The 23,086-nt window shown below is 55.0% G+C and carries 16 protein-coding genes; 6 read left to right on the top strand and 10 right to left on the bottom strand.

What is annotated here, in order from left to right:
• Positions 1-116 precede the first annotated feature (116 nt).
• On the top strand, positions 117-3,179 hold the full coding sequence (locus tag ACR3ZL_RS18430; protein ID WP_486172865.1) for a hypothetical protein: 3,063 nt from the start codon (positions 117-119) through the stop codon (positions 3,177-3,179).
• Positions 3,176-4,684 carry a serine/threonine protein kinase gene (locus ACR3ZL_RS18425; protein WP_486172864.1) on the top strand — a complete coding sequence of 503 codons (1,509 nt, stop codon included), beginning with the start codon at positions 3,176-3,178 and terminating at the stop codon, positions 4,682-4,684. The genes ACR3ZL_RS18430 and ACR3ZL_RS18425 overlap by 4 nt, the downstream gene beginning before the upstream one ends.
• Positions 4,685-4,759: 75 nt before the next feature.
• Here the strand turns inward: ACR3ZL_RS18425 and ACR3ZL_RS18420 are convergent, their stop codons facing one another.
• From ACR3ZL_RS18420 to ACR3ZL_RS18405, 4 genes are all read right to left on the bottom strand, one after another.
• A complete protein-coding gene (locus ACR3ZL_RS18420; RefSeq protein WP_486172863.1) occupies positions 4,760-6,397 on the bottom strand; it encodes a di-heme oxidoredictase family protein in 1,638 nt (545 codons plus the stop codon).
• Between the two features lie 38 nt (positions 6,398-6,435).
• The gene (locus ACR3ZL_RS18415) at positions 6,436-7,923 is read right to left on the bottom strand and encodes a hypothetical protein (RefSeq protein ID WP_473651646.1); all 1,488 of its coding nucleotides are present in this window, start codon (positions 7,921-7,923) and stop codon (positions 6,436-6,438) included.
• Between the two features lie 333 nt (positions 7,924-8,256).
• Positions 8,257-8,553, bottom strand: a complete 297-nt coding sequence (locus ACR3ZL_RS18410; protein WP_473651647.1) for a hypothetical protein — start codon at positions 8,551-8,553, stop codon at positions 8,257-8,259.
• A 4-nt stretch (positions 8,554-8,557) separates the two neighbouring features.
• Positions 8,558-9,346: a HEAT repeat domain-containing protein gene (locus ACR3ZL_RS18405; RefSeq protein ID WP_486172862.1), complete on the bottom strand. Its 789-nt coding sequence runs from the start codon at positions 9,344-9,346 to the stop codon at positions 8,558-8,560.
• A 151-nt stretch (positions 9,347-9,497) separates the two neighbouring features.
• Here ACR3ZL_RS18405 and ACR3ZL_RS18400 point away from each other — a divergent pair, with 151 nt between their 5' ends.
• A complete protein-coding gene (locus ACR3ZL_RS18400; protein WP_486172861.1) occupies positions 9,498-10,679 on the top strand; it encodes a hypothetical protein in 1,182 nt (393 codons plus the stop codon).
• A gap of 109 nt (positions 10,680-10,788) precedes the next feature.
• Here ACR3ZL_RS18400 and ACR3ZL_RS18395 read toward each other — a convergent pair whose 3' ends face one another.
• The 3 genes from ACR3ZL_RS18395 to ACR3ZL_RS18385 form a co-directional block, all read right to left on the bottom strand.
• Positions 10,789-11,169 carry a translation initiation factor gene (locus ACR3ZL_RS18395; RefSeq protein WP_473651650.1) on the bottom strand — a complete coding sequence of 127 codons (381 nt, stop codon included), beginning with the start codon at positions 11,167-11,169 and terminating at the stop codon, positions 10,789-10,791.
• Between the two features lie 143 nt (positions 11,170-11,312).
• The gene (gene topA, locus ACR3ZL_RS18390) at positions 11,313-14,075 is read right to left on the bottom strand and encodes a type I DNA topoisomerase (RefSeq protein ID WP_473651651.1); all 2,763 of its coding nucleotides are present in this window, start codon (positions 14,073-14,075) and stop codon (positions 11,313-11,315) included.
• A 250-nt stretch (positions 14,076-14,325) separates the two neighbouring features.
• Positions 14,326-14,727, bottom strand: a complete 402-nt coding sequence (locus ACR3ZL_RS18385; RefSeq protein ID WP_473651652.1) for a hypothetical protein — start codon at positions 14,725-14,727, stop codon at positions 14,326-14,328.
• A gap of 73 nt (positions 14,728-14,800) precedes the next feature.
• Here ACR3ZL_RS18385 and ACR3ZL_RS18380 point away from each other — a divergent pair, with 73 nt between their 5' ends.
• The 3 genes from ACR3ZL_RS18380 (at position 14,801) to ACR3ZL_RS18370 (ending at position 18,128) form a co-directional block, all read left to right on the top strand.
• The gene (locus ACR3ZL_RS18380) at positions 14,801-15,403 is read left to right on the top strand and encodes a hypothetical protein (protein ID WP_486172860.1); all 603 of its coding nucleotides are present in this window, start codon (positions 14,801-14,803) and stop codon (positions 15,401-15,403) included.
• 10 nt (positions 15,404-15,413) lie between these two features.
• Positions 15,414-16,658: a sensor histidine kinase gene (locus tag ACR3ZL_RS18375; protein WP_486172859.1), complete on the top strand. Its 1,245-nt coding sequence runs from the start codon at positions 15,414-15,416 to the stop codon at positions 16,656-16,658.
• A 117-nt stretch (positions 16,659-16,775) separates the two neighbouring features.
• Positions 16,776-18,128, top strand: a complete 1,353-nt coding sequence (locus ACR3ZL_RS18370) for a sigma-54-dependent transcriptional regulator (protein ID WP_473653519.1) — start codon at positions 16,776-16,778, stop codon at positions 18,126-18,128.
• A gap of 207 nt (positions 18,129-18,335) precedes the next feature.
• On the opposite strand, the gene ACR3ZL_RS18365 is transcribed toward ACR3ZL_RS18370, so the two are convergent.
• The 3 genes from ACR3ZL_RS18365 to ACR3ZL_RS18355 all read right to left on the bottom strand — a co-directional run bounded on the left by ACR3ZL_RS18365 (position 18,336) and on the right by ACR3ZL_RS18355 (position 22,959).
• On the bottom strand, positions 18,336-19,817 hold the full coding sequence (locus ACR3ZL_RS18365; protein WP_473651654.1) for an alpha-L-fucosidase: 1,482 nt from the start codon (positions 19,815-19,817) through the stop codon (positions 18,336-18,338).
• A gap of 86 nt (positions 19,818-19,903) precedes the next feature.
• Positions 19,904-21,505: a sulfatase family protein gene (locus ACR3ZL_RS18360; protein WP_473651655.1), complete on the bottom strand. Its 1,602-nt coding sequence runs from the start codon at positions 21,503-21,505 to the stop codon at positions 19,904-19,906.
• Between the two features lie 95 nt (positions 21,506-21,600).
• Positions 21,601-22,959 carry a sulfatase family protein gene (locus ACR3ZL_RS18355; RefSeq protein ID WP_486172858.1) on the bottom strand — a complete coding sequence of 453 codons (1,359 nt, stop codon included), beginning with the start codon at positions 22,957-22,959 and terminating at the stop codon, positions 21,601-21,603.
• Between the last annotated feature and the right edge of the window lie 127 nt (positions 22,960-23,086).

The raw sequence follows: 23,086 nt of genomic DNA, 5'->3' as shown, positions 1-23,086 counted from the left end.
AAGAGATAAGTGTGTGCGGGAGGTGCCAGTGCGCTGGCATACTGATTAGTATCTCGTTTTCCTCCCTCTACGTCAAATTTTAGTCGCTCATGCTGCCTTTTGCCGAGTGTTGTGTGGTGATTCCATGCAACAGTATCGAAGATTTCCCTTCACGTCTGAGTTCTGACGCAGCTCGAAGTCTACTTGGCGGGCTGACGGCGGCTTGGCATCCGAGCTTGGTTGCGGCCATCGGTCGGCAGCCATCTTGGCACCGAGCCGACGAATTGCCGGCCCCTGGACGCGTCGTTAGCACCGCCGATCAGGATACTTTCAGTCAGTCATCGGAAGATCCAAACGGTGCCGAATATCGCTTAATCATCGTGCCACAGGCCAGTTTGAGCGAAATCGCCGGTGAACTGAGCGAGTGCCTGAAGGCGGATTCGCACGGGATTATTGATCGGGGGTTGGAAGCGCATGGCGAGGAACGTTTCCTGACCGACATCGTGATTTCGGTCACGGACCGAGGTGACACGCTTCGCAAAATTGCTGCTGCGTCGGAGGCACTCGGGTTCCAATGCGACGACCAAAGTTTTTGGAATTTGAATTCCGATTCTGCTGGTCGATCCGGTCAAAGGGACATCGGCGCGAGCGACTTTTTCGCGTTGGGCTACACTTGGTGGCAAATTCAGGTTTTGACGCGGCGGCTGCGGTACACCAGCAACCTGGACCAGGTCCATTTTGAAAAGCGGCTAGCGGAGGCTGCCACGACTCTGGTTGCTGGAGATGCGGACGCCGCGTGTGCGGCTCTTCATGATTGCTATGACGCATTGGCGGAAGAACGCGATCACTACTTCTCTTCCGATCCGGCCATCATCGATCTGGCTTTGCTGACACCTGGCACGCTGGATGACTGGATGAACGCCACGGAGGCCCAGACTCCAGATAGCCCGAAAGAGATTTCCAGCTCCGATGATCAGCTGCTGGGAGCCACCGGCGAGTCCATTCCGTTGCCGACACCGCAAAATATCTTGGTTGACGAAGAGGTTGCCCGAGCGATCCAGGAGCTTCCCGCTATTCCTGCCGAGGGGATGCGGCAACGTTTGGCCCAATCCGATATCGGAATTTGTGGTGGTGGCCCGTCAAGTGATTTATGCGTCCAGCGACTGACGATCGGTCAGGTCGAAGATCGAGTGGCCGGTGCGTTGTCGATCGTTGAAAAAACATTAGGGCGATTACCAACGGTCTACGCCCGACTCGGTGGTGGAATTGCTGCGGATTGGCTACCCGCGATTGTGGCGGCGAAATTCCAAGGCGTGATCCCGATCGACTTCATCAACGGCGTCGGGTTCGGTGAAGAATCGAAAGTCATCTTGGGCGACACGGGCGATGAGACCGAAGCACTGACTGCCAAGCCCATTGATGCTGCTGACGATGCTGCGTTTCTGACGTTATCGGCTTCTCTGGGCGAAGCGATCGACGGTGGCGAGATTGCGACCGCGTTGCTTGTCCATTGGCCTGGTGAAGGTTGCGATAGCTTTAACGACGTACGACGCGCGTCAACGTGGACGCTGGCGTTGGGCAAGTTTTGGAAGATCGACAAATACTTTTCTGAGGGCGAGCGTCCGTATCATCACGGTTCTCTTCCGGCGCCGACGTCGACGATGGAATTGCTGCTCGATCCGAACAACGCTGCATCAGCGGGCATGTTTGATTCGCAAACACAGCGGAATCTGCGTGGAATGCTCGCTCTAATTGATCCCGATGTGGCAATCCTTTCCTTCGATGACGGCGTCAGCCAATTGCGTCGAAAGATCGCTTCGGCACTCGGCTATCAAGTGGCCGAGAACGATGATTTGTCGACTGCAAGCAGCGCGGTGCTGGTTCATCCGCATTCACCCGCGGCCCGCCAACGAGTCAGTGTGGCTGGTAAGATCTCGGCGCATGCGTCGTCGGTTTTCCATGCGGCTAATGTAGGTGGACGAGCACAGGTGATTGCTGACGTGCCCGCTTGGGGATTTGCGGTAGTCGGCCAAGCTGCTGAATCGGCGGCGGTGGAGCCATCGAGTGATCATCCGAATTGGATCCAGAAGATGGGGCGTTGGATGCGTCCGCGGATTCGAAAGATCGTGGACGGCGATCGTTTAAGTAACGAGTTCATGGATGTGACATTGAATCGCGAGCATGGCGGTATTGATGGTGTGTACAGCGGTCGTGGGCGTGGCAATCGGTTTTCGACGCGGTTGGTTGTGACACCGGTATCGCCAAAGCAGGCATTGGTGGCGGTTTGCGATCGAGTCGACACGGTCACCAATACTCAAACGCTTGGTGAAGTCGTGATGTCCGGCCGGTTTGTCGATCCGGATGATGCATCGCGACAGTTCCCAATGTGGGAAGCACGGTATCAACTTCAACGGGGCAGTCGTCAGTTGAACTACCAAGTCAAAGTAGCCAGCCCGGTACCGGATTCGGCGGACGACGCGACGATCTGGAAACACCTACCTTCCCTGCGTGTGGCGATTGCGGAATCGCTACCGATCATTCGGTGTATCCATAGCGAGAAGCTACGTCGGACCAGTGCACGTCGTTTTGCGTCAACGACGGGTTTCGAAATCGAAGAATCTGACGACCGAACGACTTTGGTAGCGAGTGATCGACCTACGGTTCATCGCCGGGTAGGCGAGCGATTTCTAGATACGTTGGTTTCGTCGGCTGCCGGTTCGGACTGGCATTCGTTTGCGTTTGGTTTCGATGTTCGGGGACCGGTGGCGGCCGCTCGGGCTTTACAGTCCAAAGACTCGATGGCGGTGCCAATCCAGACCAACGCGTCGGGGGTGACGGAGTTATCGCAGCGTGGATGGTTGATGCACGTGTCGCCCTCAACAGTGGAGGCCCAGGTTGTCGATATCGGCGTCGTATCAGATCAAGGGAGCTATTTGGCCATCCACTTTCGTGTGATTCAAACGGTAGGCAAAGCCACGAAGGCGTCTCTTCGCTTTTGCCGCGGGGTGCACTCGGTGATTGAAGTTTCGTCGTTGTCTCGACCACTGGCCGAACTCAGTACTGGGCTAACGTTATCGGACTTAGAAAGTCATGCGATCGCACATGGCGTCGAAGCGGAAGACGACCGGGTTCAGTGGAGTCAACGGGCTCACGGGGTTGTGCATTTTGTCGTCCTCTTTGAGACCGGCGGCGATACATGAACACGTCGATGCCGGTCGATCTGATTTTTCGCGAAGCTGCCTTTGCAAGCAACTTGGTCAGTGAGCAACAATGGCGAAAAGCTGCTTCAGAGGTCAAGCGAAATCGGACTGCGGCTGGCGCAACCGCGCCTGTGGAGGATTCTGAACGCGCCGAGGTGGTCGATCAGATCGCTGCTGTGCTGATCCGTGACGAGGTGCTGACGGAATACCAGGCTCAACAACTTCGAGCCGGCCGAACGAAGCTGACGCTCGGCCCTTACATCGTGACGGACTTCCTAGGCCAGGGTGGCATGGGGCAGGTGTTCGCAGGCTACCACGAAATCATGGGCCGGCGATGTGCGATCAAGGTGTTGCCGCTGGACAAAGCCGACGACGAAGCACGCGAGAGTTTCCATCGTGAGATTCGGTTGCAGGCGTCATTGGATTGTCCGTATTTGGTGCGAGCCTTCGATGCCGGACGTGAAGGCAGTGTACATTACCTGGTGACCGAGTACGTGCCGGGAACCGACCTTCGGCAGTTGGTCAAAGAGAACGGCAAGTTGTCGGTACAGCAGGCTTCGTCGATCGTCGCTCAGGCAGCAGCGGGTTTGGCATACGCGCATGAATCCGGGCTGATCCATCGAGACATCAAGCCCGCGAATATCCTGGTCACGCCGGAGGGGCATGCAAAGGTCGCCGATGTCGGGCTGGCGGCGTTGGCGTATGCTGGCGACGAGGATCCACGAGCCGGGAAGATTGTCGGAACGGCCGACTATCTTTCGCCCGAACAAATCCGAACCCCGCATCTGGTTGGACCGCAAAGCGATTTGTATTCCCTGGGCTGCACGCTGTATTACTGCGCCACCGGGAAGGTCCCGTTTCCCAACGGTGATAGCCGCAGTAAGTGCAAGCGACACCTCACCCAAGCCCCTTGGGATCCTCGCAAGCACACGCCGGATTTGCCTTCGGAGTTCGTTGAAATCATTGCGGACATGATCGAAAAGGACACTCGTAAGCGGGTGCAGACGGCGGCGGAAGTGGTTCGCCGTCTGAGTGCTTTTGCGGCGCCGGGACAGGATCAAGGTGATCAGTGGATGGCCGAGTTGGGGCTGGAGATCGACGCGCCGTCCTCACCGGACTATTCCACCGATCGCTTGCTGGGGGCCGTCGGTGTGCAGCGAAAGCTGGTGCCAACGGGGATGGATACGGACGGTGCATGGCGAACCAGCACGGGCGGCCAAAGCGGTAGCGTTTCGGGGTTGTCCGACGTGAAAGATCAGGACGCGGTGGCGGAGCAAGAGGGAACGCCGCCAGCCAGTTTGGTACAAGCCGTCCCGAATCAGCCAGCGGCGTTCGGCCCGCTGCAAAGTGGAAAAGAGGCAGCCGTTCCGCCACCGATCGCCGAGCCACCGGAGGTAAGGTCAGCGGGCAAGACGGTCACTCGCACGACGCTGGTCATCGCCACCGTCGTAGCATTAGCCATTGGTGCTGCTTTCGGTTTCGCAGTCTCGTGGGTGCTGCGATAGGACACTCTTGTTGGACTCGCACCGCCATCTAGACACTGGCGGTGCTTGCGTTCTGCTGCCGTGTTCGCGTACGACCTAGTTCGGCGCCACTAACGAATCGAGGAACGCCAGAATGTCTTGGCGATCTTGGTATGAAAGCGACAAGAATCGGTCCCGCGTGCCTGCGGATTCGCCGCTATGCATCGCGATTGCTTCCAGTACGGTTTCGGCTCGGCCGTCATGGTAATAAGGAGCCGAATCTCGTAGACCCCACAAAGGCGCGGTTCGCCATTCTTGGTTGAACTTAGTTGGTTCGATATCCATTCGTTCGTACCTGTCGATTCTGGCTAGTGCGTGCTGAGTCGCCTCCGGATTTAATCTCGCTTGCATCTTGTTTTGCGCGTTTTTTGCGACTACCGAATTGTTTTTCGTGTCTGGATTGTACATGTAGTCGATATATCGAACGGAGAAGAGACTCGTCGGTCCCTCGGGAGCATAGAAAACGAAGGATGGGCTGTTCTTACCGTAGTTTTGCGATGATCGTGATGCCTCCACATTCATGCCGATGCTGGACGACGAGTCGAACCCCTTGGGAATTTCGATCATCTCCGTCACACCGTAGTAGGCTTGGTTCACCTGGGTAACGAATCCTGTGGGGACGGAGGCAGCGACTTCGCTGTACATCAGTTTGCGATTAACGATATAGGGTTCAGCGTGATTTAGATCGATTGTTGAGCCGCCCATGTCGTGTAAGAGTAAATCGCTGTAGATGCCATGAGCGGGGCCCATGTCGCGAACGTGACATGTGCTACAACCGATGCTGTTGAATAGTGTTTCGCCATTGCGGAGTGCAGCGAGTTCGCTAGTGCTGGTCGGCAGATTTTGATGCGGGGCGGGCAACGCAGCTACGAAGTCACCGATCGATTCAATTTGCTTGTCGGTAATATCGAAGGCCGAGTTTCGATAGCCTGGATTCGTCACATCGCTCGCTTGGGTTTTTCGCCGCGTCTGCAAGCCCATCTCGTTGGCGCAAGCTTGGTCGGTGAATTCCAATAGTGTTGCGATGTTCGCGCGCCAGCCGAACTTGCCATACCGTCCGTCACTTAGCGTGGAAGGACGCCCGCTGATTTCTGGGTGGGCTTGTTGTTTGCGAACTTGGGCGTCGAGCAACTTGTCGGGAACCCGGTCAATTAAACCGGCACCAAACAATGCGGTTGTATTTCGCCCAAACATTCTCGCGGCGATACGGACTTGGTATCCGTCGACTTCTTGTTCGAAGATGATAGGAGATGCATTGGCGATTTGAACTTCGGACGCCTCGATTGGGCCTCCTTCATCGCTGAACTTCGCACTCGTCCGGAGAGTCATGGCATCATGGAATTGACGTAGCGTTTCACTGCCGCCGTGATGCGGAAGCGGAGCCACGTTAGTGATGTTGCCTTCGCCCTGCACAAATGCCGGGTGGAACCGTGAAACCAACGAAGCCAGTGACATGCTGTTGATCGGGGCCCCATAAATCTCGATCGCTTCGATGCCAATCGATTTTGCATTGAATTCAGCCTCGCCCGCTCCTCCAATACCACCGAGTTGATGGCACGCGGCGCAGGAAGTGGCGTTGAACAAAGGCCCTAGACCGTCGCTGCCGTGAATGGGATTGCTGGGCTGCCATTCCTGTTCGAATAGCTGTTTTCCTTCCATGATCGACTGAGGCGATACCGCCCACACGGAACTCATGCAAAGGAGGCTGGCAAGCCCGCATATAAATCGTGCGTTCATTTTTGTACCTGGCGAATCATCGTGATGGAGCGACCGGGTGGTTCGCCATCACGAATCGGGTAGGGAAGATCCGTCGACGATCGAAAGAAGAGGTAGCGTGTCTGGCTGGGGCGTTCCAAGTCCAATGGCCGTGAATTGTGGCGATAGAACCATGTTGCTAATTCTCGCACGTTGGTTTCTCGGATGGGGCCATTACCGAGTGCATCATCAAGATCCCGCCAACCTAATCCACGGCGTTGAGCAATATCGGAAACCTTGGCGAGTTGTGGTTCAGTCCGATTGCGAAGAAAAGGCGGTGGGATGTGCAACGCGAAGGGCTGTTGATCTCCCAGTTGCGTAAGCCAGTCGCCGATGGGATCTTCGCCTTGCATTTGAACTGGCATTGCCCGTTGGTCCCACACTGTTTCGACCAAGTCGAGATACAAGTGGCGCAGATCGGCCCCCGCGATGAAAGGCAGCAAGCTCGTGACCCAGGGATCGCGAGTTAAAGAATGTTGTTCCAAGGCCACGAGTCGATTGAAATCACGCGGGGGAGTCATTCCCAATCGCTGTTGGACATCTTTGACGTAAGTGTTTTGCAATTGGACCGCGACCTGTCCGAATCGAAGTCGAACTTGGTCTGTGAACGCTTTGTTTTCTTTGATCGCATCGACGGTTTGTTCGTCAGGTGTCGTGCCGAACGCGTTGATTTGTTGGTCGATTTCCAGTTGCCAAATTCGCGGTACCTGTCGGCGACTGCGATCAGCGATTTGTTTGACCAGTTGATCCGGATCATTGCGGAATTGTTTGAGCCATCCGCGTGTCTCTTCGGCATCTTCGATCAGTCGTGTCAGTTTATTTCCTTCAGGGATGCCAACGAGTGCACTGAGCGTACGGTAGTGACCGTCAGTGACGACAACCATCGATCGCACCGGAGGACGATCAGCTTCCCCGCCGGTTAAAACCGCAGGTATTCCCAGCGGCCAATGCTGGCCTTCGATTGGTGCCGAAGGGTGGACGAAACCAGGCGGGATCCTGGAGATGGCTTTCGATATCGGTTTTTCGCACCAGCAAGCTGGGCGAGCTATCGGGCGTTTGATTTTTCCCAGCGATGCCCAGGCGGGATCGATGTCGTCAGTGATCAGGATGATCAGCAGCGTTTGATCAGCAGAGATGCTGACTTCACGCATGGGAGCGTACCAAAAGCCAGTGTCCTTCGCGTTTGCGTTACCAGGTTTAGCGAGAGCAACGATGTCTTTCGCCTTGTCTGGTTCAGCCAGGGCCGGCTCAGCTTTACCGACTTGAGCTTTATCCTCTCGAGCTACGTTGGCGTTGTCTTCCGCTTGAGCGACCGTGATTCCTGGACTCAGTAATCCGAGGCTCAGCATTCCCGTCCACAGAACTCCCGCCCGCAGAAATCTGCCCCGCAGTGTCCCCATCCACATTGCGATCAACGTCGCCTGTGTTCGATAACCTGAAGCAAGGTCTCGTCCGTGGATACGCACGAATCTAACTCGGTTGAAATGGGGGAATCAAAGCTGAGAACGTTGCGAGTGCTCATTTTTAGCGTGTTGCTGTGGCTGCGTCAAAAAAATAGTGGCCCAAGACTGATGTTTTTTGGGTTAACCAATCGAAACACGCTTAAACGACCTAATCGGCACTGTTTTAACTTCGTATCGACCGTAATGGACGGGGTCACGCGTGCTTGCGTATCTCGGTCAATCTGACAACGCGCATGGCCCAGCACCACGGGATGATGGGGTGTCAACGCACAGGATTGAAAGAAGTCGAAGCACGGCATCCTCACGTTTAATGAGGGCGTACGTCAGGCAACCTGTCTACGGATTGGCGTTGTTATCGCCCGATGCCCCGGATTCCGCTGATGCTGATTCCGCTGATGCTTTAGGGATCGCGTAAGCCGGGCGAACTTCGTTGATGATCGCCGTGCCACATGTAGCAGCCAGGATCGCGACGATGAGCCAAGCAAGTCGAGCGGCGGGTTTACCGAACCGGGATGTGATCGCGGCGATCGAACGAATTCGGTAGGGTGACGTCCAAGGGCCTAATGAGATAGCCAGGGCGATCAAGGCAATGATGAATGCCAAGCCGGCGATCAATCGCTCTTCCGAAACCACAACTCTAGACGTCTCGTTGTCGCATTTGCCGTTGGATCGCTCGCCGCTGCATCCGTGCGGTTTCGAGATCCGGATTGATGTCCAAGCAATAGTCCAGAGCGTCAAGCGACTTGGCGAGGTTGCCGTTGAGGAATCGAATCTTTGCCAAGCTTTGCCAAGCCAGATAATGAAAACGGCAGTGCCACAAACAGGCTCGGTAAGACTGTTCGGCTCGCTTGAAGTCTTCAAGTCCGTGCCAACAAATCGCCAGTTGGTGGTGAGCTTCAGAATAAGTTGGGGCGTTTTCAACCAAGATCAAAGCGGGCGACAACGCGGCAGCGTACTCGCCACCATCGTTCAGGTGCATCACTCGCAACAATTGTTGGTGATGCATGGGAGCGGCGTCGCGAACCAACACGGCACGGAAGGAATCATCGGCGACCAATCGTACTCCGCGATCGGAATCCGAAATCGCTCGGCCCAAAGCGTCGACGCAGCGAGCGTCACCCAGCATTCCCAAAGCCAATGCCGAGGCTCGGCGTTGTTCGACTTCGCCCCGGGTCATCAAAGCTTTCAGAGTCGAAAGCGTGTAGTACTCATCAACATCGTGGGCAAAACGACACGAGTCAGCCGATTGCAAATAGCGTCGATAGGCCGAAGCCAGTCGGTTTGTATGAACAAGCGGTGTCGTCACGTCGGCATCCATTGAAATAGGAATAATCGGTTCAAACGTTCCATCAGCGTGGTAGAGTTCACAAACTTGTGTCCCCTTCATTTGACTTCCCGATGTTAGACCGATCATCGTGACGGGCAAGATGGCAAAACCAAAAGAGTTACCACGAAATTTCTTGAGCCGCCGATTGCCGAGGCAATACACCCTGGCCGTAGAGCGACTCACAAGTGTGCAAAACAACGCAAAACGCGGGTGTTTTTCAGCTTTGCTGGTGTTCTTTTGGGGGTGTTTGATGATGCCACTGGATGTCGCCGCAGAGCCCCCGCAAAACAGTCCTCTTTTAGGGGATTCATTACGAAAAACCTCGATCACCCTAAGCGTCGAGGACCAATCCGTCGAACAAGTCCTTCGCCAATTACTGCGGTCTGTGAACTTGGGGGTAAAGGGGGGAACACGCAAACAAGCGGGAGCGGAGGAATCGACGGTGCCGGTATGGTCGTTGTGGCTGGATCGTCGCGTTGATCCGTCGCAAAAGATCAATCTTACCGTCGCTGGCTTGCCCGCTTCGCAAGTCATTCTGAAAGCCATCGAACCATTGAAATGGTCGGCGTATCCATTACCCGGTGTGCTGCTGGTCGGACGGCCCGAATGGGTGAGGGAGACCCTTTCGAACTTGCCAGCCGCTGTGGTTGAGAGCAGGCCACGGCTTGGCCGCGACGGCGGTGCTGAGTCAGACGTATCGTCAGATCGGGTCACCGTGGACTGGCCAATCGGCACCACGGCGGCGGAAGTCTTGTCGATGATGATCACCCATGCCGAATCGGTTTCGAAGCCGATCGGTTGGTTGCCACATGATGTTTGGCGTTCGGGCAGCCTTACCGATGTGGATCGCACGCTGGCGACGGCATTGGTGCTTGCGCAGTTTGACATGAAGCTGCAGCGTTCGTTGTCACTTCAATCGTTGCTGAGTGACGGTGATCGCATGCCGCCAAGTGTTTCCAAATGGCCGGACGATCCGGCTGCCGCAACATTCACTCAGCTCTATCCGACTGGTGACGTTGCCGTGGCTGTTCGCGAATCCTTGGCGGAAAAGAAGAGCCGTTCGTCGGTTCGTGCTAACCGGCAAGGATTATTGGTTCGGGCAACCACTGAAACTCACATGGACGCAGTGGTGGCTATGTGGAACGTCGTTCCAGCAGCGGGCAACCAAAATCCGGAGCCCGGAAAGGAACCGGTCTTCGATTTGAAGTTGGTCAACAAAGCTGTTGCAACGGTCCTGAAGCAGTTAACTGCGGCGTCCGGGAAGAAGCTAAGCATCGAGCCCGAAGCCGAGCTCGCGAGTCAACGATTGGTCAGTCTCGACGCGAGTCAGAAAACACTGAAAGAGCTTGCTGAGCTAGTCGCTGAACCGGCGGGGTTGACGGTGCAGTGGAATGATAACGAAGTCGTCGTCCAGAAAAGAGCGGCGCCTTAACACTGCGACGTCAGGATATCAGTCACCGATCGTGACTGTTCATCTAAACGCCAGTGCCCGTATCGCAAGTCGTTACTTTAGGATTCAGCACTGCAGTCAGCGAGTTCAGCTAGCGGACTTTGTATCCAAGTTCTCGCAGTGCTTGGCTAACCGAGGCAACGTGATCACCTTGCAATTCAAGACAGTCATCGTCAGCTTTGACAGTGCCGCCGGCGCCGCACTTGGCTTGCAGTTTTGAAAGTAACGCAGGCAGATCGTTCGCTTTGGAGGTCAAGCCGGCGACCACCGTAACAACCCGTTTTGCCTTGCGTTGTTCCTTGCGAACCTTGGCGGTCTGTTTGCCTGGTTCTAAGCGATCGGCATCCCGTTGACGGCGTTTTTCTGCTTCGGCTTTTTGATCAGCCGTGCAGACGCATTCGCTTTCCAGTTTACCGCAATCGTCGCATTGCGGCGGGATGTCAAACGGCGTACCAGCGAATAAACGTGTCATGGAAAACGAGATTTACAATCGGGTGGAAACTGCCAAGCGTGCCGCCACGCAAGACCAATTGGTATCACTCAAGCGATTGCGCATCACTCAAGCGATTGCGCATCACTCAAGCGATTGCGCATCACTCGAGCAATTGAACATCATCAAGAAGACTTCTTGATGATGCCTTTCTTCTTTGTCGCCGAAGCAGCGGCCTTCTTCTTAACCGCTTTCTTTTTGGCTGTCTTCTTCTTTGCGGCTTTCTTCTTGGTCGCCTTTTTCTTGGTCGCCTTTTTCTTGACAGCCTTCTTTTTCTTCTTCTTTTTCGACGGGCCCTTCGCTGCTCGCTCGGCGAGTAGGTCCAGTGCCGCTTCGAAGGTCAGTTCTTTGGCGTCCGTTCCACGTGGGACCGATGCATTGGTTTCGCCGTCGGTCGCATAGGGTCCGTAGCGTCCCTCGAGTACTTTGATCTCTTGATCCGTGACCGGGCTCTTCTTTTCGAAGACCTTGATCGGTTCCTTCGGTGCGGCGCGGCCGCGTGTCTTGGGCTGCTTCAGCAGTGCGACGGCTTCGTCGAAGGTCACTTCCAGCGGTGACATGCCGGCAGGCAGCGAGCGGGTTTCTTTTTCGCATTTCACGTACGGTCCATAGCGACCATCGTGAGCCATGATGGGCTCGTTGTTGTCGGGGTAGTTGCCCAGGTTCCGAGGCAGCGACAACAGCTTGCAGGCCATCTCGAAGTCGACGTCTTCGGCCGGAATGCTTTTGGGGATCGACTGATTACGTTTCTCTTCGTCGTCCTTTTCGCCCAATTGGATGTAAGGTCCGAAGCGACCGGCCTTCATGTAGATCGGTTTGCCGGTTTCGGGGTGAGTGCCCAGCGGCTCGTCTTCACGTGAGGCGGACTCGAACAGCTCCATTGCTTTTTCGAGATCCATTTCGTCTGGTGCCATGCCATCTAGGATCGGAGCTTTGCGTTCGCCTTGTTCCAGGAACGGCCCGTATTTGCCGACGCGTACGAAGACCTCTTCCCGGTTTTCGCCTTCTTCAGGAAAACCGAGCGAGAACTTGGCGGTCAATCGTGGATCGATCTCTTCGATCTTGCTCGCCAGACGGTTTTTTAGCCCGATGGCGTCTTTGTTGCAAAGCTTCTGTGGCTCAGCGGACTCATCACCGAAATAGAAGTTCTTGAGGTATTCCAGGGACTCCGCTTCTTCGCGGCTGATCGTGTCCAGGAAGTCTTCCATTTGGGCCGTGAAGTCGTAGTCGACCAACGCATCAAAGTGCGTTTCCATCAAACGGATGACGCTGAACGCGGTCCAGCTCGGGACCAACGCACTGCCCTTCTTGTAGACGTAATCGCGTTTTTGGATCGTATCGATAATCGATGCGTAGGTACTCGGACGGCCGATTCCCTTTTCTTCCAACATCCGCGTAAGTGATGCTTCGCTGTACCGAGCGGGCGGTTGCGTGGTGTGGCTCTTGGGGTCAATCGTTTGCGGTTGCAGTGCATCGTTTTCGCTGACCGCGGGTAGCAGACGTTCCTTGTCAGCCAATTCCGCTTCTGGATCATCGCTGCCTTCGACATAGGCTCGCAGGAAACCTTCGAACAGAATGCTCGTACCCGAAGCGGTGAACTTGCAGTCGCCGCCTTCGATGGAAACAGCGATGCGTTGCTTTTGGGCGTCCGCCATTTGGCAGGCGATGGTTCGTTTCCAAATCAGCTCGAACAAGCGGAATTGATCTCGATCCAGTTCCGATTGAACCGCGGCAGGAACACGGAACGGAGTACCGGCAGGCCGGATCGCTTCGTGAGCCTCTTGGGCGTTCTTGACCTTGCCTTTGTAGACACGGACCGTGTCGTGCAGGAACTTGTCGCCGTATTCCGATTTCACCAGTGCGCGAGCGGCGTCAATCGCCTCGGTCGACAACGTCGTCGAGTCGGTACGCATGTAGGTGATGTAACCGTTTTCGTACAGCTTTTGAGCTGCCTGCATGCAGCGTCGTGCGGTGAAACCAAGCTTACGGTTGGCCTCCTGTTGCAACGTACTGGTCGTGAAAGGGGCACGCGGTCGCTCGACGAACGGCTTGACTTCGACCTTGGTAACCTTGAACTCTTCGCTGCGTAGCTTTTCGGCCAATGCGGTCGATTGGGCCTCGTCCATCTGCAGCAATTCAGAGTTCGTCAATAAGCCCGTGTCGGCATCGAAGTCCTTACCTGAGGGAATCTTACGGCCTTCGACTGTGCTTAGCGTCGCGGGCAGCGAATCGCCGTTGCTGGTCGAGAAGATTGCTTCCAAATCCCAATATGTTGCGTCGTGGAAAGCGATTCGCTCACGTTCCCGTTGGACGATTAATCGAACGGCGACACTCTGCACTCGACCGGCTGAGAGCCCAGGGCCAACTTTTTTCCACAGCAACTGGGAAACGTCGTAGCCGTACAAACGGTCTAGGATTCGACGGGTTTCTTGGGCGCGAACGAGCCCGTTGTCGATTTGCCGCGGTTCGCTGAGCGCTTTCTGAATGGCTTCCTTGGTGATTTCGTGAAAAACCAGCCGATGGACAGGCACCTTGGGCTTCAGCAATTCGTGCAAGTGCCACGAAATCGCTTCTCCTTCGCGGTCTTCATCGGTCGCGAGATAGAGACTGTCGGCCTCTTTCAGGGCCTGTTTGAGCTTGGTGACCTGCTTTTTCTTGTCCGCAGGAACAATGTAGACGGGTTCGAAATCGTTTTCGACGTCGACGCCTAAATAGGCCCAAGGTTCTTTCTTGTATTTTTCCGGGATGTCCTTAGCCCCGCCAGGCAGGTCGCGGACGTGCCCGACGCTGGCTTCGACTTGGTATCCGCTACCCAAAAACTTGGAAATCGTGCGGGCTTTGGCGGGCGATTCGACGATCACCAAACTTTTGCTGGTCGATTTAGCCATGGACGAGACGAGTCGTTTGGAAGTGAGTTGAAATGGAAAAATAGGGGGAGCAGGCGATACTCAATCCCGGCGTTGTGACCGAAACCCGGCCTAACGTCAACACGAGGTACTGGCGAGATGCTGCACATTGAAACATTCGGTGAATACTACAACATCTTATTGAACGTCGACGGCAAGATCCGATCTTGTGAGTTATCTGGATCCGCGATACGCTCGCACTAGTGATAAGGAAGTTTCACGCGATTCTAGGTCAGGGAGGCCGATAGATGAGTCCATTCCGATTCTTCGGTTCGTCGAAAAAACGACGTTCCCCGGAAACGACCTTAGAGTCGCCGGCGTCTCGTGAAACTAGCCAAAATCCTGTGATTTCGTTCGCGAAAGGATTGTCTTTCGCTAGCAATAAGTCATCAGCGAGCGCCTCCAACTCACCCGATGCCGGTGCGGCATCCGTCTGGTTTGATCCCGCTGGGGAGCAACCAGAGCTTTCTCGAAGCAGTTTCACCGCAGCGGAATCCGGCGGCCGATCCGTCCTGGCCGCTGCCCATGGAGTCGCAGCTACAGGGGCTTCCGCTTCATCCAGCTCCCAAGGTTCAGCGTCCCAAGGTTCAGCGTCCCAAGGTTCAGCATCCCAAGGTTCAGCATCCCGAGGCACGGCTTCTCGTGGCTCAGCATCTCACAGTTCCGCGTCGCAAGGTTCTTCAGAATCTGGAATTTGGAAGCGGGGCGTGCCGGTAACCGGTTTGTTGCAGCGATATTCGATTCGCGGCAAGTTGTTTATGGGAATCGTGATGTTGGTCGTGACCATCATCACGCTGACCGTCGTTGGTCTTTATGGCTTCTATCGCTATCGAGATCTGGCGGACGCGATCAGCGAGCGGGCGACAGAGCTTCCCATGGCCACCCACCTAAGTCAGTGGGCGGCGACGGCTCGAGACAGTAATACACGAATCTGCCAAATGAAGGCCCGCGAGGGGATGATTGATTCATCCGTTTTGGCGGTTTCCGATCTGCAGCTCGAACGAGCCCACTTCGCCCAAGCGATGTTGGAGCTTTCGCTAATCGTTAACCGTTATGGCGACGCGATCGGCGTTTCCTGTTCCTCTTGTGATTATCCAGGTTCGTTTGATGCCCCCACATCGGTAGCCAGTCAGCGTATGGACTTGGGGCACGACTTTCCGCATGGTTCCGATTCGCTGAAGCTATTTGGTGCGAGTCAGCCCAACACGGATCACGCTGCAGCAATCCCGGCAACGGATCGCTCGGTCATGTTGATCGACACCGACGAGCAGCGCAGCCTCGCTGAAGGCGATCGGCCAGACAATCCATGACATCGAGCGGATGCGGCAAAATCCTCGCTCGCTGGCGATCTTTTACCAAAACGGTGGCAATGAACTTTCCGCGAAGCTTGCCCGACTTTTCGAACAGACGAACCAACACCTTGGGTTGATCCACGGTCAAATGGCTGAATTCAGCGACCATGTTCGATCACAGCACCGATTTGGGATCGCTTGTTCGTGGGGAGCGCTGATCTTCGCGACGGTGGTTACGTGCGGAATGATCATGTACTTCCAGTGGATGGTGATCGGACCATTCAGCAATCTGGTCAGCGGAGCCCGGTTGGTTGCGGGAGGTGAATACGGTCACACGATCGATCTGGGGCGAGAAGATGAGATCGGCGAACTGGCCGGCATTTTGAATCAAATGACGGATCGATTTCGTCAAAGCATGATGCACATCAATGATTTGGTGCATCAACAGGAAGAGGAAATCGAGATCCGGTCGCGGGAAGTGATTCGTAACGAACAACTCGCGGGTGTGGGTTTCTTAGCCGCCGGTTTCGCTCACGAGATCAACAACCCAATGGCGGCCATCGCCTGGAGTGCGGAATCGCTTGAATCGAGTATCAATGACTTGAAAATGGTTGCCCCCGAGCATCGATTGCTCGATGAAGAGATGATGGAATCGCTGCAGGAAAACCTGCAACGAATCGAAGGTGAAGCTTACCGGTGTAAGTCCATCACCGAACGGATGCTTAGCTTCAGCCGAGTGGGCCATGTCCAACGCGAAATCATCGACATCGTGCCGTTGGTGAAAGACGTCGTGGACCTAGTCGGAACGCTAGGCAAATACGAATGCCAAAACATCAGCATCGACAGCCAAGGCGAGGTGTTGGCGTATGCAAACTCGCAAGAAATTCGCCAAGTGGTTTTAAACTTGGTGACCAACGCGATGGAAAGCGTGGACGCCGATGGCAGTGTGACGATTCGATTGCGAAACCAAGGATCGCTTGCCAGCGTCTCAGTGCTGGATACGGGATGTGGAATGAGCAAAGAGGTCATGCAGCATCTGTTCGAGCCGTTCTACACTCGCCGCCGCGACGGTTCTGGTACCGGGCTGGGACTCAGTATTTCATACCGAATTGTATGCCAGCACGGCGGGCAACTGATTCCGCGCAGCGATGGTGTCGGTTTGGGCTCCACGATGGAGTTGCGATTGCCTGTTGACCCATCCGACGTTGCCGAACCCAAGCCAATACGCGCTCCATCGCCCGCTGTTGCTTGGCGAGAAACCGCCGCGGCTTAAAGCCGTCAATCGTAAACGCACGCCAGACATCCAAGAACAATCCTGCCTCAATCATTCAGTTTCATGAACCAACGCGCTAAGTCCAAGTCGAACGCAGCAAAGCCCGACGAAGCAGAGATGCACATCCTGTTTGCCGATGACGAAAAACATCTCCAGGAGGTAATGCGGAAGGAGTTGCCCAAGTTGGGTTACCGGGTGACGATTTGTCCGGATGGCTTGACCGCTTTGGAAACGCTTAAGACCGAACGGATCGATTGCCTGTTGGTCGACCTGCACATGCCCGGTTTGACGGGTATCGAAGTTATCGAGAAAGCCCGTGACATCCGCCCAGATGTCGAAGCGATCATCATGACCGCGAATCCAGACATGGAGAGCGCGATCCAGGCGATTGAATTCGGTACGTTCATGTACCTGACCAAACCAACGCGTTTATCTGAAATCGCTACGATCCTGGGCCGTGTCAGTGAGCGGCGCAAGGGTAAACAGATGATGGCGGCGCTGATGCATCGATTGCAGCGGGCCGAAGGTCAAGGCGACTTGATTGGTGGGCACTCTTCGATGGAGGCGGTTCGCAAGTTGATCGGCCGCGTCTCGCCGACTGATTCGACAGTTTTGATTCGTGGCGAGACCGGATGTGGCAAAGAGTTAGTGGCTCGCGCGATTCACGAACAAAGTTTGCGAGCCGAGAAGCCGTTTGTCGCAGTGAATTGCGGTGCGCTTCCCGAAACGTTGATCGAGAGCGAACTGTTTGGGCACGTCAAAGGTGCATTCACGGGGGCGGACACCGCTCGCGTTGGTCTGCTCGAAGTTGCCAGTGGCGGGACCTTGTTTTTAGATGAAATTGGCGAACTTCCTCTGGCTGTGCAGGCCAAGCTTTTACGTGTTCTCGAAACAGGCGACATCCGCCGTCTTGGTGACAACGAGAGTGTTCACGTGGATGTTCGGATCGTGTGTGCAACGCACCGCGATTTGGAAAAGATGGTGGGTGAGCAAACGTTCCGAGAGGACTTGATGTTCCGCATCAATACTTTCGAACTGCACGTTCCACCGCTTCGTGAACGACTCGATGACTTGGTTCCACTTGCTAACCACTTGTTACGCCGACACCGTCGTGACGGAGTCGATGGCCAGTTGTTTACCGATGAAGCGATTGCCGAACTGAAACGCCACCAATGGCCTGGCAACGTGCGTGAACTCGCCAACGTGATTGAACACGCTTCGGTGCTCTGCGATGCCTTGCCGGTGGGCGTGGAAAATTTACCATCCCACTTCAGCCAACGAAAGCTTCGCGATGATTTGGTCGGATCATCGCCGATGTCGCTGCGTGAGATCGAGCAATTGGCTATCGAGCGAGCGATGAAGCGACACGAAGGCAACAAGAAGGCCGTCGCCGAAGAGCTCGGTGTCAGCTTGAAAACGCTTTACAACCGGCTCAACGATGCCGCGCCGGCGGATGCGGAAGCGGCATAATTTAAAAAGTCCTTGCGGATTCTCCGCTGAGGGTGCGTAGCGATTGGCGAGCCAGGAAGCTCACTGAGCTACCAGGTTTGGAGTTGCCAGGCTTGGAGTTGTAAACTCCTTCCTGGATTGGGTTTAGGTCTTGGTGTTGCGTCCGCTTTGACCCCTGCTGACTCGGTGCCTGTTGATTTCGCAACGCCAGCCGGTCTCAGGTTTTGGCTACTTTCCCGTCACGGCCTCGGGCAGTGCGTGTTTGCCAGCGTTTGCCCGATTGCGAATATCGGTGTGACGCCGGCTTCGAGTGGTATACCAGTGATACTTCCCCATCGCTTCCGAATCGGTTGCAATAAGAGCATCGTATTCCACTGCGATCACGGTGTTTCTTGCATCGGGTGCAGTGGATGGTACCTCTATCTTCGTGGTGTGGTTGTCGGCATCATAGGTGACTGACAACGCATTGCGTTTTGGATCAGCCAAGAGATAGGCTTTGACTGGCTGGCCAACGATTCCATGGAACTCGATGCTTTCCGGTTTCCACTCTAAGACGTGAAGGTAAACGGTCTGCTCCTTTTGTGTCATGGCGCCCCACCAGAAGTCGTAGTCGACCGGTGAGGGATTCGTGCCGTAGATCGACTCGCCATTTGCATCCATCCATTGCCCGACTTCTACAAGACGTTCAGTTTCCTCTTGTAGCAAGTTACCCTCCGGCGTCGGACCCACGTTGAGAAGCAGGTTCACGCCGCGTGCGCCACATAGCGCTAAGAATTCGATGATGTCCTTGGAACTTTTCCAGTGATCGTCATTGCGGTCGAATCCCCAGTTGTGCCGCATGGTCATGCACGTCTCGGTGTCCTGCGTCATTCGCTCCGCTGGGAGCATGCGATCGGGAAGTGATTCGAAGTCGGCGTATTTTCGATCATTCTCGGGAACCTTGCGGCTATAGAGGCGACTGCAGATCACGGCGTTCGGTTGCAACTCGCGAACACGTGCACCCTGTTGATTGGCTTCGATGACGTTGTTGCCGCCGACATCAAACCACAAGACAGCCATTTCACCGTAGTTGGATAGTAGCTCGTCAAGGTTCTTCTCAACCAGGTCGAGATACTCTTCGTTGCTTAACGTTCCGGGTTTCCGCTGGAACGAACGATGGTACCAATCTTTGAACTGAGAATAATAGACACCGAACTTCAATCCTTGCTTTGCGCATTCATCGGCAAGCTCCTTGATGATGTCACGTCTAAACGGAGTCGCGTCCATCACGTTGTAGTCGGTTGCGTCTGTGTCAAATAGGCAAAAGCCGTCGTGATGCTTCGATGTGATCACTAAGTACTTCATTCCAGCCGCTTTCGCCGTCGACACCCACTTGGCTGCATCGAAGTCTGTCGGATTGAACTTGGGGGCAAGCGTTTTGCGATATTCTGGTCCAGGGATTTTGGCGCTGTTCATCAGCCACTCTGCACTGGCGCCGCCCTGTTCTTTCCCGTAGTCCTTGCCCTTCCACTCGCCACCTGGAATCGAGTACAGCCCCCAGTGAATGAACATGCCGAAGCGGGCATCACGCCACCACTGCATGTGTGAGTCGTCGGTTTCGTTGAGCGTGTCGGTTTGTGCGGCTGGCTGATCGGCAGGCGCAATTGTCGCTTGAACGTTGAGCAAACACGCGTGCAGTATTGCGATCAGGAGGATCTTCGTTGGCTTCATTTGGTTATTCCGGTGGCTGTCGTTTTTTCGTAAATAGCTAGCGTGCTTTTGATGTTTTGGATTGATAGAGCGGTTGGCTTGGTGGGCTACTTGCCTCGGTAAGCTTTTAATTGAGCCGCCATTTCCTGCACCACTTCAGGGTGTTCTCGGTAAACGTTTTGCGTTTGATTGACGTCGGTGTGGAGGTTGTAGAGTTGAGCGGGAGGAGCGTCTTTTTTGATCTTGGCGTTCTCGATATCGCTATTGGGGGTGTTCACCAGTTTCGTGACCGCGGGCCCGCCCCATGCGTGCTGGTTGGGTTTGGACCCCGTGAAGCCGCCATCATTTTTTGCGGGGATGTACATCCACTTCCCTTTACGAAGTCCCATGTGCGACTGCCGGTGAGGAGTCACGATCATCTCAGTGCGGAGTTGGTGATCGGGGTCTTCGAGCATTGCCGGTAGCATATTGACGCTGTCTTTTTGCTCGCTTTTGGCTAGTTTTTGGCCAGTCAGTGCGGCGAAGGTTGCCTTCATGTCGACCATGCTCATTAGCTGGTCGGACTCACTACCGGCAGCGATTTTGCCGGGCCAGCGAGCGATGAAGGGCACGCGGTGACCGCCTTCCCAAACGCCAAATTTGGATCCAAGCAGGTTGCCGTTGATCTTGTGGCCCTTTTCCGCAGCGACGCGTCCGCCCAGATTGAACATTCCGCCGTTGTCGCTGGTGAAGATGACAAGTGTGTTGTCGGCGACCCCTTTGGCTTCGAGCGTTTTCATGACTTCGCCGACGATCCAGTCGAGTTCATGTACGAAGTCGCCATAGACGCCACAATCGCTCGTTCCCTGAAAACGTTCCGCCGGCGTGAAGGGATGGTGCACGTTGGTGGTCGCCAGATACAGGAAGAATGGTTCTTGGCGGTCCTTGATCCATTCGACCGCTTTACCAGCAAGCGTTGTTCCGACGGTGTAGTCGTTGTAGTTTTGATGCGCACGTTTAGCTCCTTTAAACATATTCTGGGTGCGCTGCGCCGCTTCGTGGGGGATCGGGGTGATCGGCGTTGTCTTCTCTTTGGACTTCCTGCCTACATACACCAACGGATCGCTGGGATCTCCTTTTTCAATGTGATCGTTTTGCACAAAGACATAAGGCGGAGCACTGTTGACCACGGGAACTCCGAAGTAGTAGTCAAATCCGAGATCTTGCGGTCCTGGGCTAAGGGGCTCTTGCCAACCATTTTTGCCCTCACCAAACCCTAAGTGCCACTTTCCGATAACCGCCGTGTCGTAGCCGTTTTGCTTAAACAAATCAGCAATGGTTTGTGTCTCGGGAGCAATCAGCAGCGGCGAGTCAATCGGCGCCGGTCCCCAAATTCCTTTTCCGTCCATCGCACGAAAAGGATATTGACCTGTGAGTAGACCGTAGCGTGATGGTGTGCACACCGCCGAGGCTGTATGAGCGTCGGTGAAGCGTCGCCCCTCCTTTGCGAGTTTGTCGATATTAGGCGTCTTCAGTTTGGTTGCGCCATAGCAACCAAGATCGCCATATCCCAAGTCATCGGCAAGAATAAAGACCACGTTGGGCGCCGCTTGTGGTTGTTCATCGGCAGATGCGGTTCGTAAAGCCGGTCCGAGGCTCAGCCCGAGGCAAAGGCTTAGTATGACGTGCAGCCGAGGCGTTTGATTCGAAAAGTGATGTTGGTCGTTCATGATGTTGATCCAGTGGTTTGGAGACGACACGCGTGAGGCGTTCTAAGGGTGTTGCTTAATTTCGTTAGGGAAAGCCTCTGCGGCTTTCACGTCAATCAGTTCTTCTCGTGAGGGTTAATCAATCCGTGAGGACGCTGGTCTGAACCGGTGATCTTGACATCACCCAGTTCAGCTCGGATGCGTTGTGCTTGTTTGATTAGCTCAGAGGCTAACTCGGGATGCTGAGCGATGATGTTTGTCTTTTCACCGATATCCGTTTCCAAGTCGAACAGCATCGGTTGATCCACGGCGAGGTGAATCTTGTAGTGGTTTCCACCGGCTCGTTTCGCCCAATACGGTTGCTCAGCTATCGTGCGCGGTAGGTGTAGCTTCCACCTGCCCTTGCGTACGGCCTGCAACTTCAAGCCGTTGTAGTAATAGAAAACCTCGTGCGGACTTTGTGCGGTCGATCCGGTAATGAGGCCGAAGATATTTTTGCCATCGATCGTGCGGTCCGTTGGAATTGAAACGCCGGCCACATGACAAAATAATGGCAGCAGGTCCATGCTCGTGATCATCGCATCGGAAACCGTTCCGGCGGGAACATGGCCCGGCCAATGGAAAATTCCTGGCACTCGGTGACCACCTTCCATTGTCACATACTTGCCTCCGGCGAGCGGCTTGGGCGAACCGTTAACAGCGGGGCCGTTATCGGAAAGGAAGACCGTTAACGTGTTTTCGGCAATACCAGCTTCTTCCACAGCGGCCCGTACCCGGCCCACGCTATGGTCCAGTTCCAGCAAGAAATCACCATAGGCGGCACTTCGTCCTTTTCCAGATAAGCCTTGGAACGGTTTGCTGGGCAGGATCGGCGCGTGGGCGATGTGGTGCGAAAGGCAGATGAAGAATGGGCCGTCCTGATCTGACTTGATGAAATTGACGACCTCATCGGTGTACATTTGCGTCACCTTCTCGAACTCAATATCGGATTCCTGAACCTCGCGATTTCGATAGAGCGTATCGGCGTCTTCAAGTCGGTTGGTGTAGTTGCTATGCAGCCCTAGGTATTCGTCGAAACCGGCATCGAGAGGATGAGAGCCATCGACATGAAATCCAAGATGCCACTTGCCAATCAACTTGTTCGTATACCCGGCTGTTTTCAGTAGCTCTGCGATGGTGAGTTCATTGGGAGCGATCCCATAGTCGGCGTATTTAGGAGTGTTGTGTCGAGAGATGGGGTGGCCGCAACGCATCGGATAACGCCCGGTCATCAGCGCGGCTCGCGATGGTCCGCATACGTTGGCCGCCACCAAACAGTCGGTCGAACGAAAACCTTCTCCGGCTAACCGATCTATTTCCGGCGTGCTCCGTTTCGAACCGTAGCAACCTAAGTCGCCGTAGCCGACGTCATCCACCAAGATCAAGATGATGTTGGGTGGATTGGAAGGGCTCTCGGCGACGGCTAGGTTTACCATTGCGAAAAGACTCAATAGCAAACCGTATGACAGCCGCTGAAAGTTGGGATTGATCATTTGCTTCGTAAGAAGTGTTGCGTTGGATGGCAAAGTTTTGTTGCGTTGCGTGACAATGCCGACGTGATGT

This window comes from Rhodopirellula sp. J20-39, assembly GCF_057365095.1.
The sequence above is the reverse complement of the archived record's forward strand: the minus strand, read 5'-3'. Positions and strand labels throughout refer to the sequence as shown.

Coding starts and splice junctions, on each gene's coding strand:
- ACR3ZL_RS18355 (WP_486172858.1), bottom strand. CDS start 22,959: ATGGTAAACCTAGCCGTCGCCGAGAGCCCTTCCAATCCACCCAACATC.
- ACR3ZL_RS18360 (WP_473651655.1), bottom strand. CDS start 21,505: ATGAACGACCAACATCACTTTTCGAATCAAACGCCTCGGCTGCACGTC.
- ACR3ZL_RS18395 (WP_473651650.1), bottom strand. CDS start 11,169: ATGACACGTTTATTCGCTGGTACGCCGTTTGACATCCCGCCGCAATGC.
- ACR3ZL_RS18375 (WP_486172859.1), top strand. CDS start 15,414: ATGCGGCAAAATCCTCGCTCGCTGGCGATCTTTTACCAAAACGGTGGC.
- ACR3ZL_RS18400 (WP_486172861.1), top strand. CDS start 9,498: ATGATGCCACTGGATGTCGCCGCAGAGCCCCCGCAAAACAGTCCTCTT.
- ACR3ZL_RS18370 (WP_473653519.1), top strand. CDS start 16,776: ATGCACATCCTGTTTGCCGATGACGAAAAACATCTCCAGGAGGTAATG.
- ACR3ZL_RS18420 (WP_486172863.1), bottom strand. CDS start 6,397: ATGAGTTCCGTGTGGGCGGTATCGCCTCAGTCGATCATGGAAGGAAAA.
- ACR3ZL_RS18425 (WP_486172864.1), top strand. CDS start 3,176: ATGAACACGTCGATGCCGGTCGATCTGATTTTTCGCGAAGCTGCCTTT.
- topA (WP_473651651.1), bottom strand. CDS start 14,075: ATGGCTAAATCGACCAGCAAAAGTTTGGTGATCGTCGAATCGCCCGCC.
- ACR3ZL_RS18365 (WP_473651654.1), bottom strand. CDS start 19,817: ATGAAGCCAACGAAGATCCTCCTGATCGCAATACTGCACGCGTGTTTG.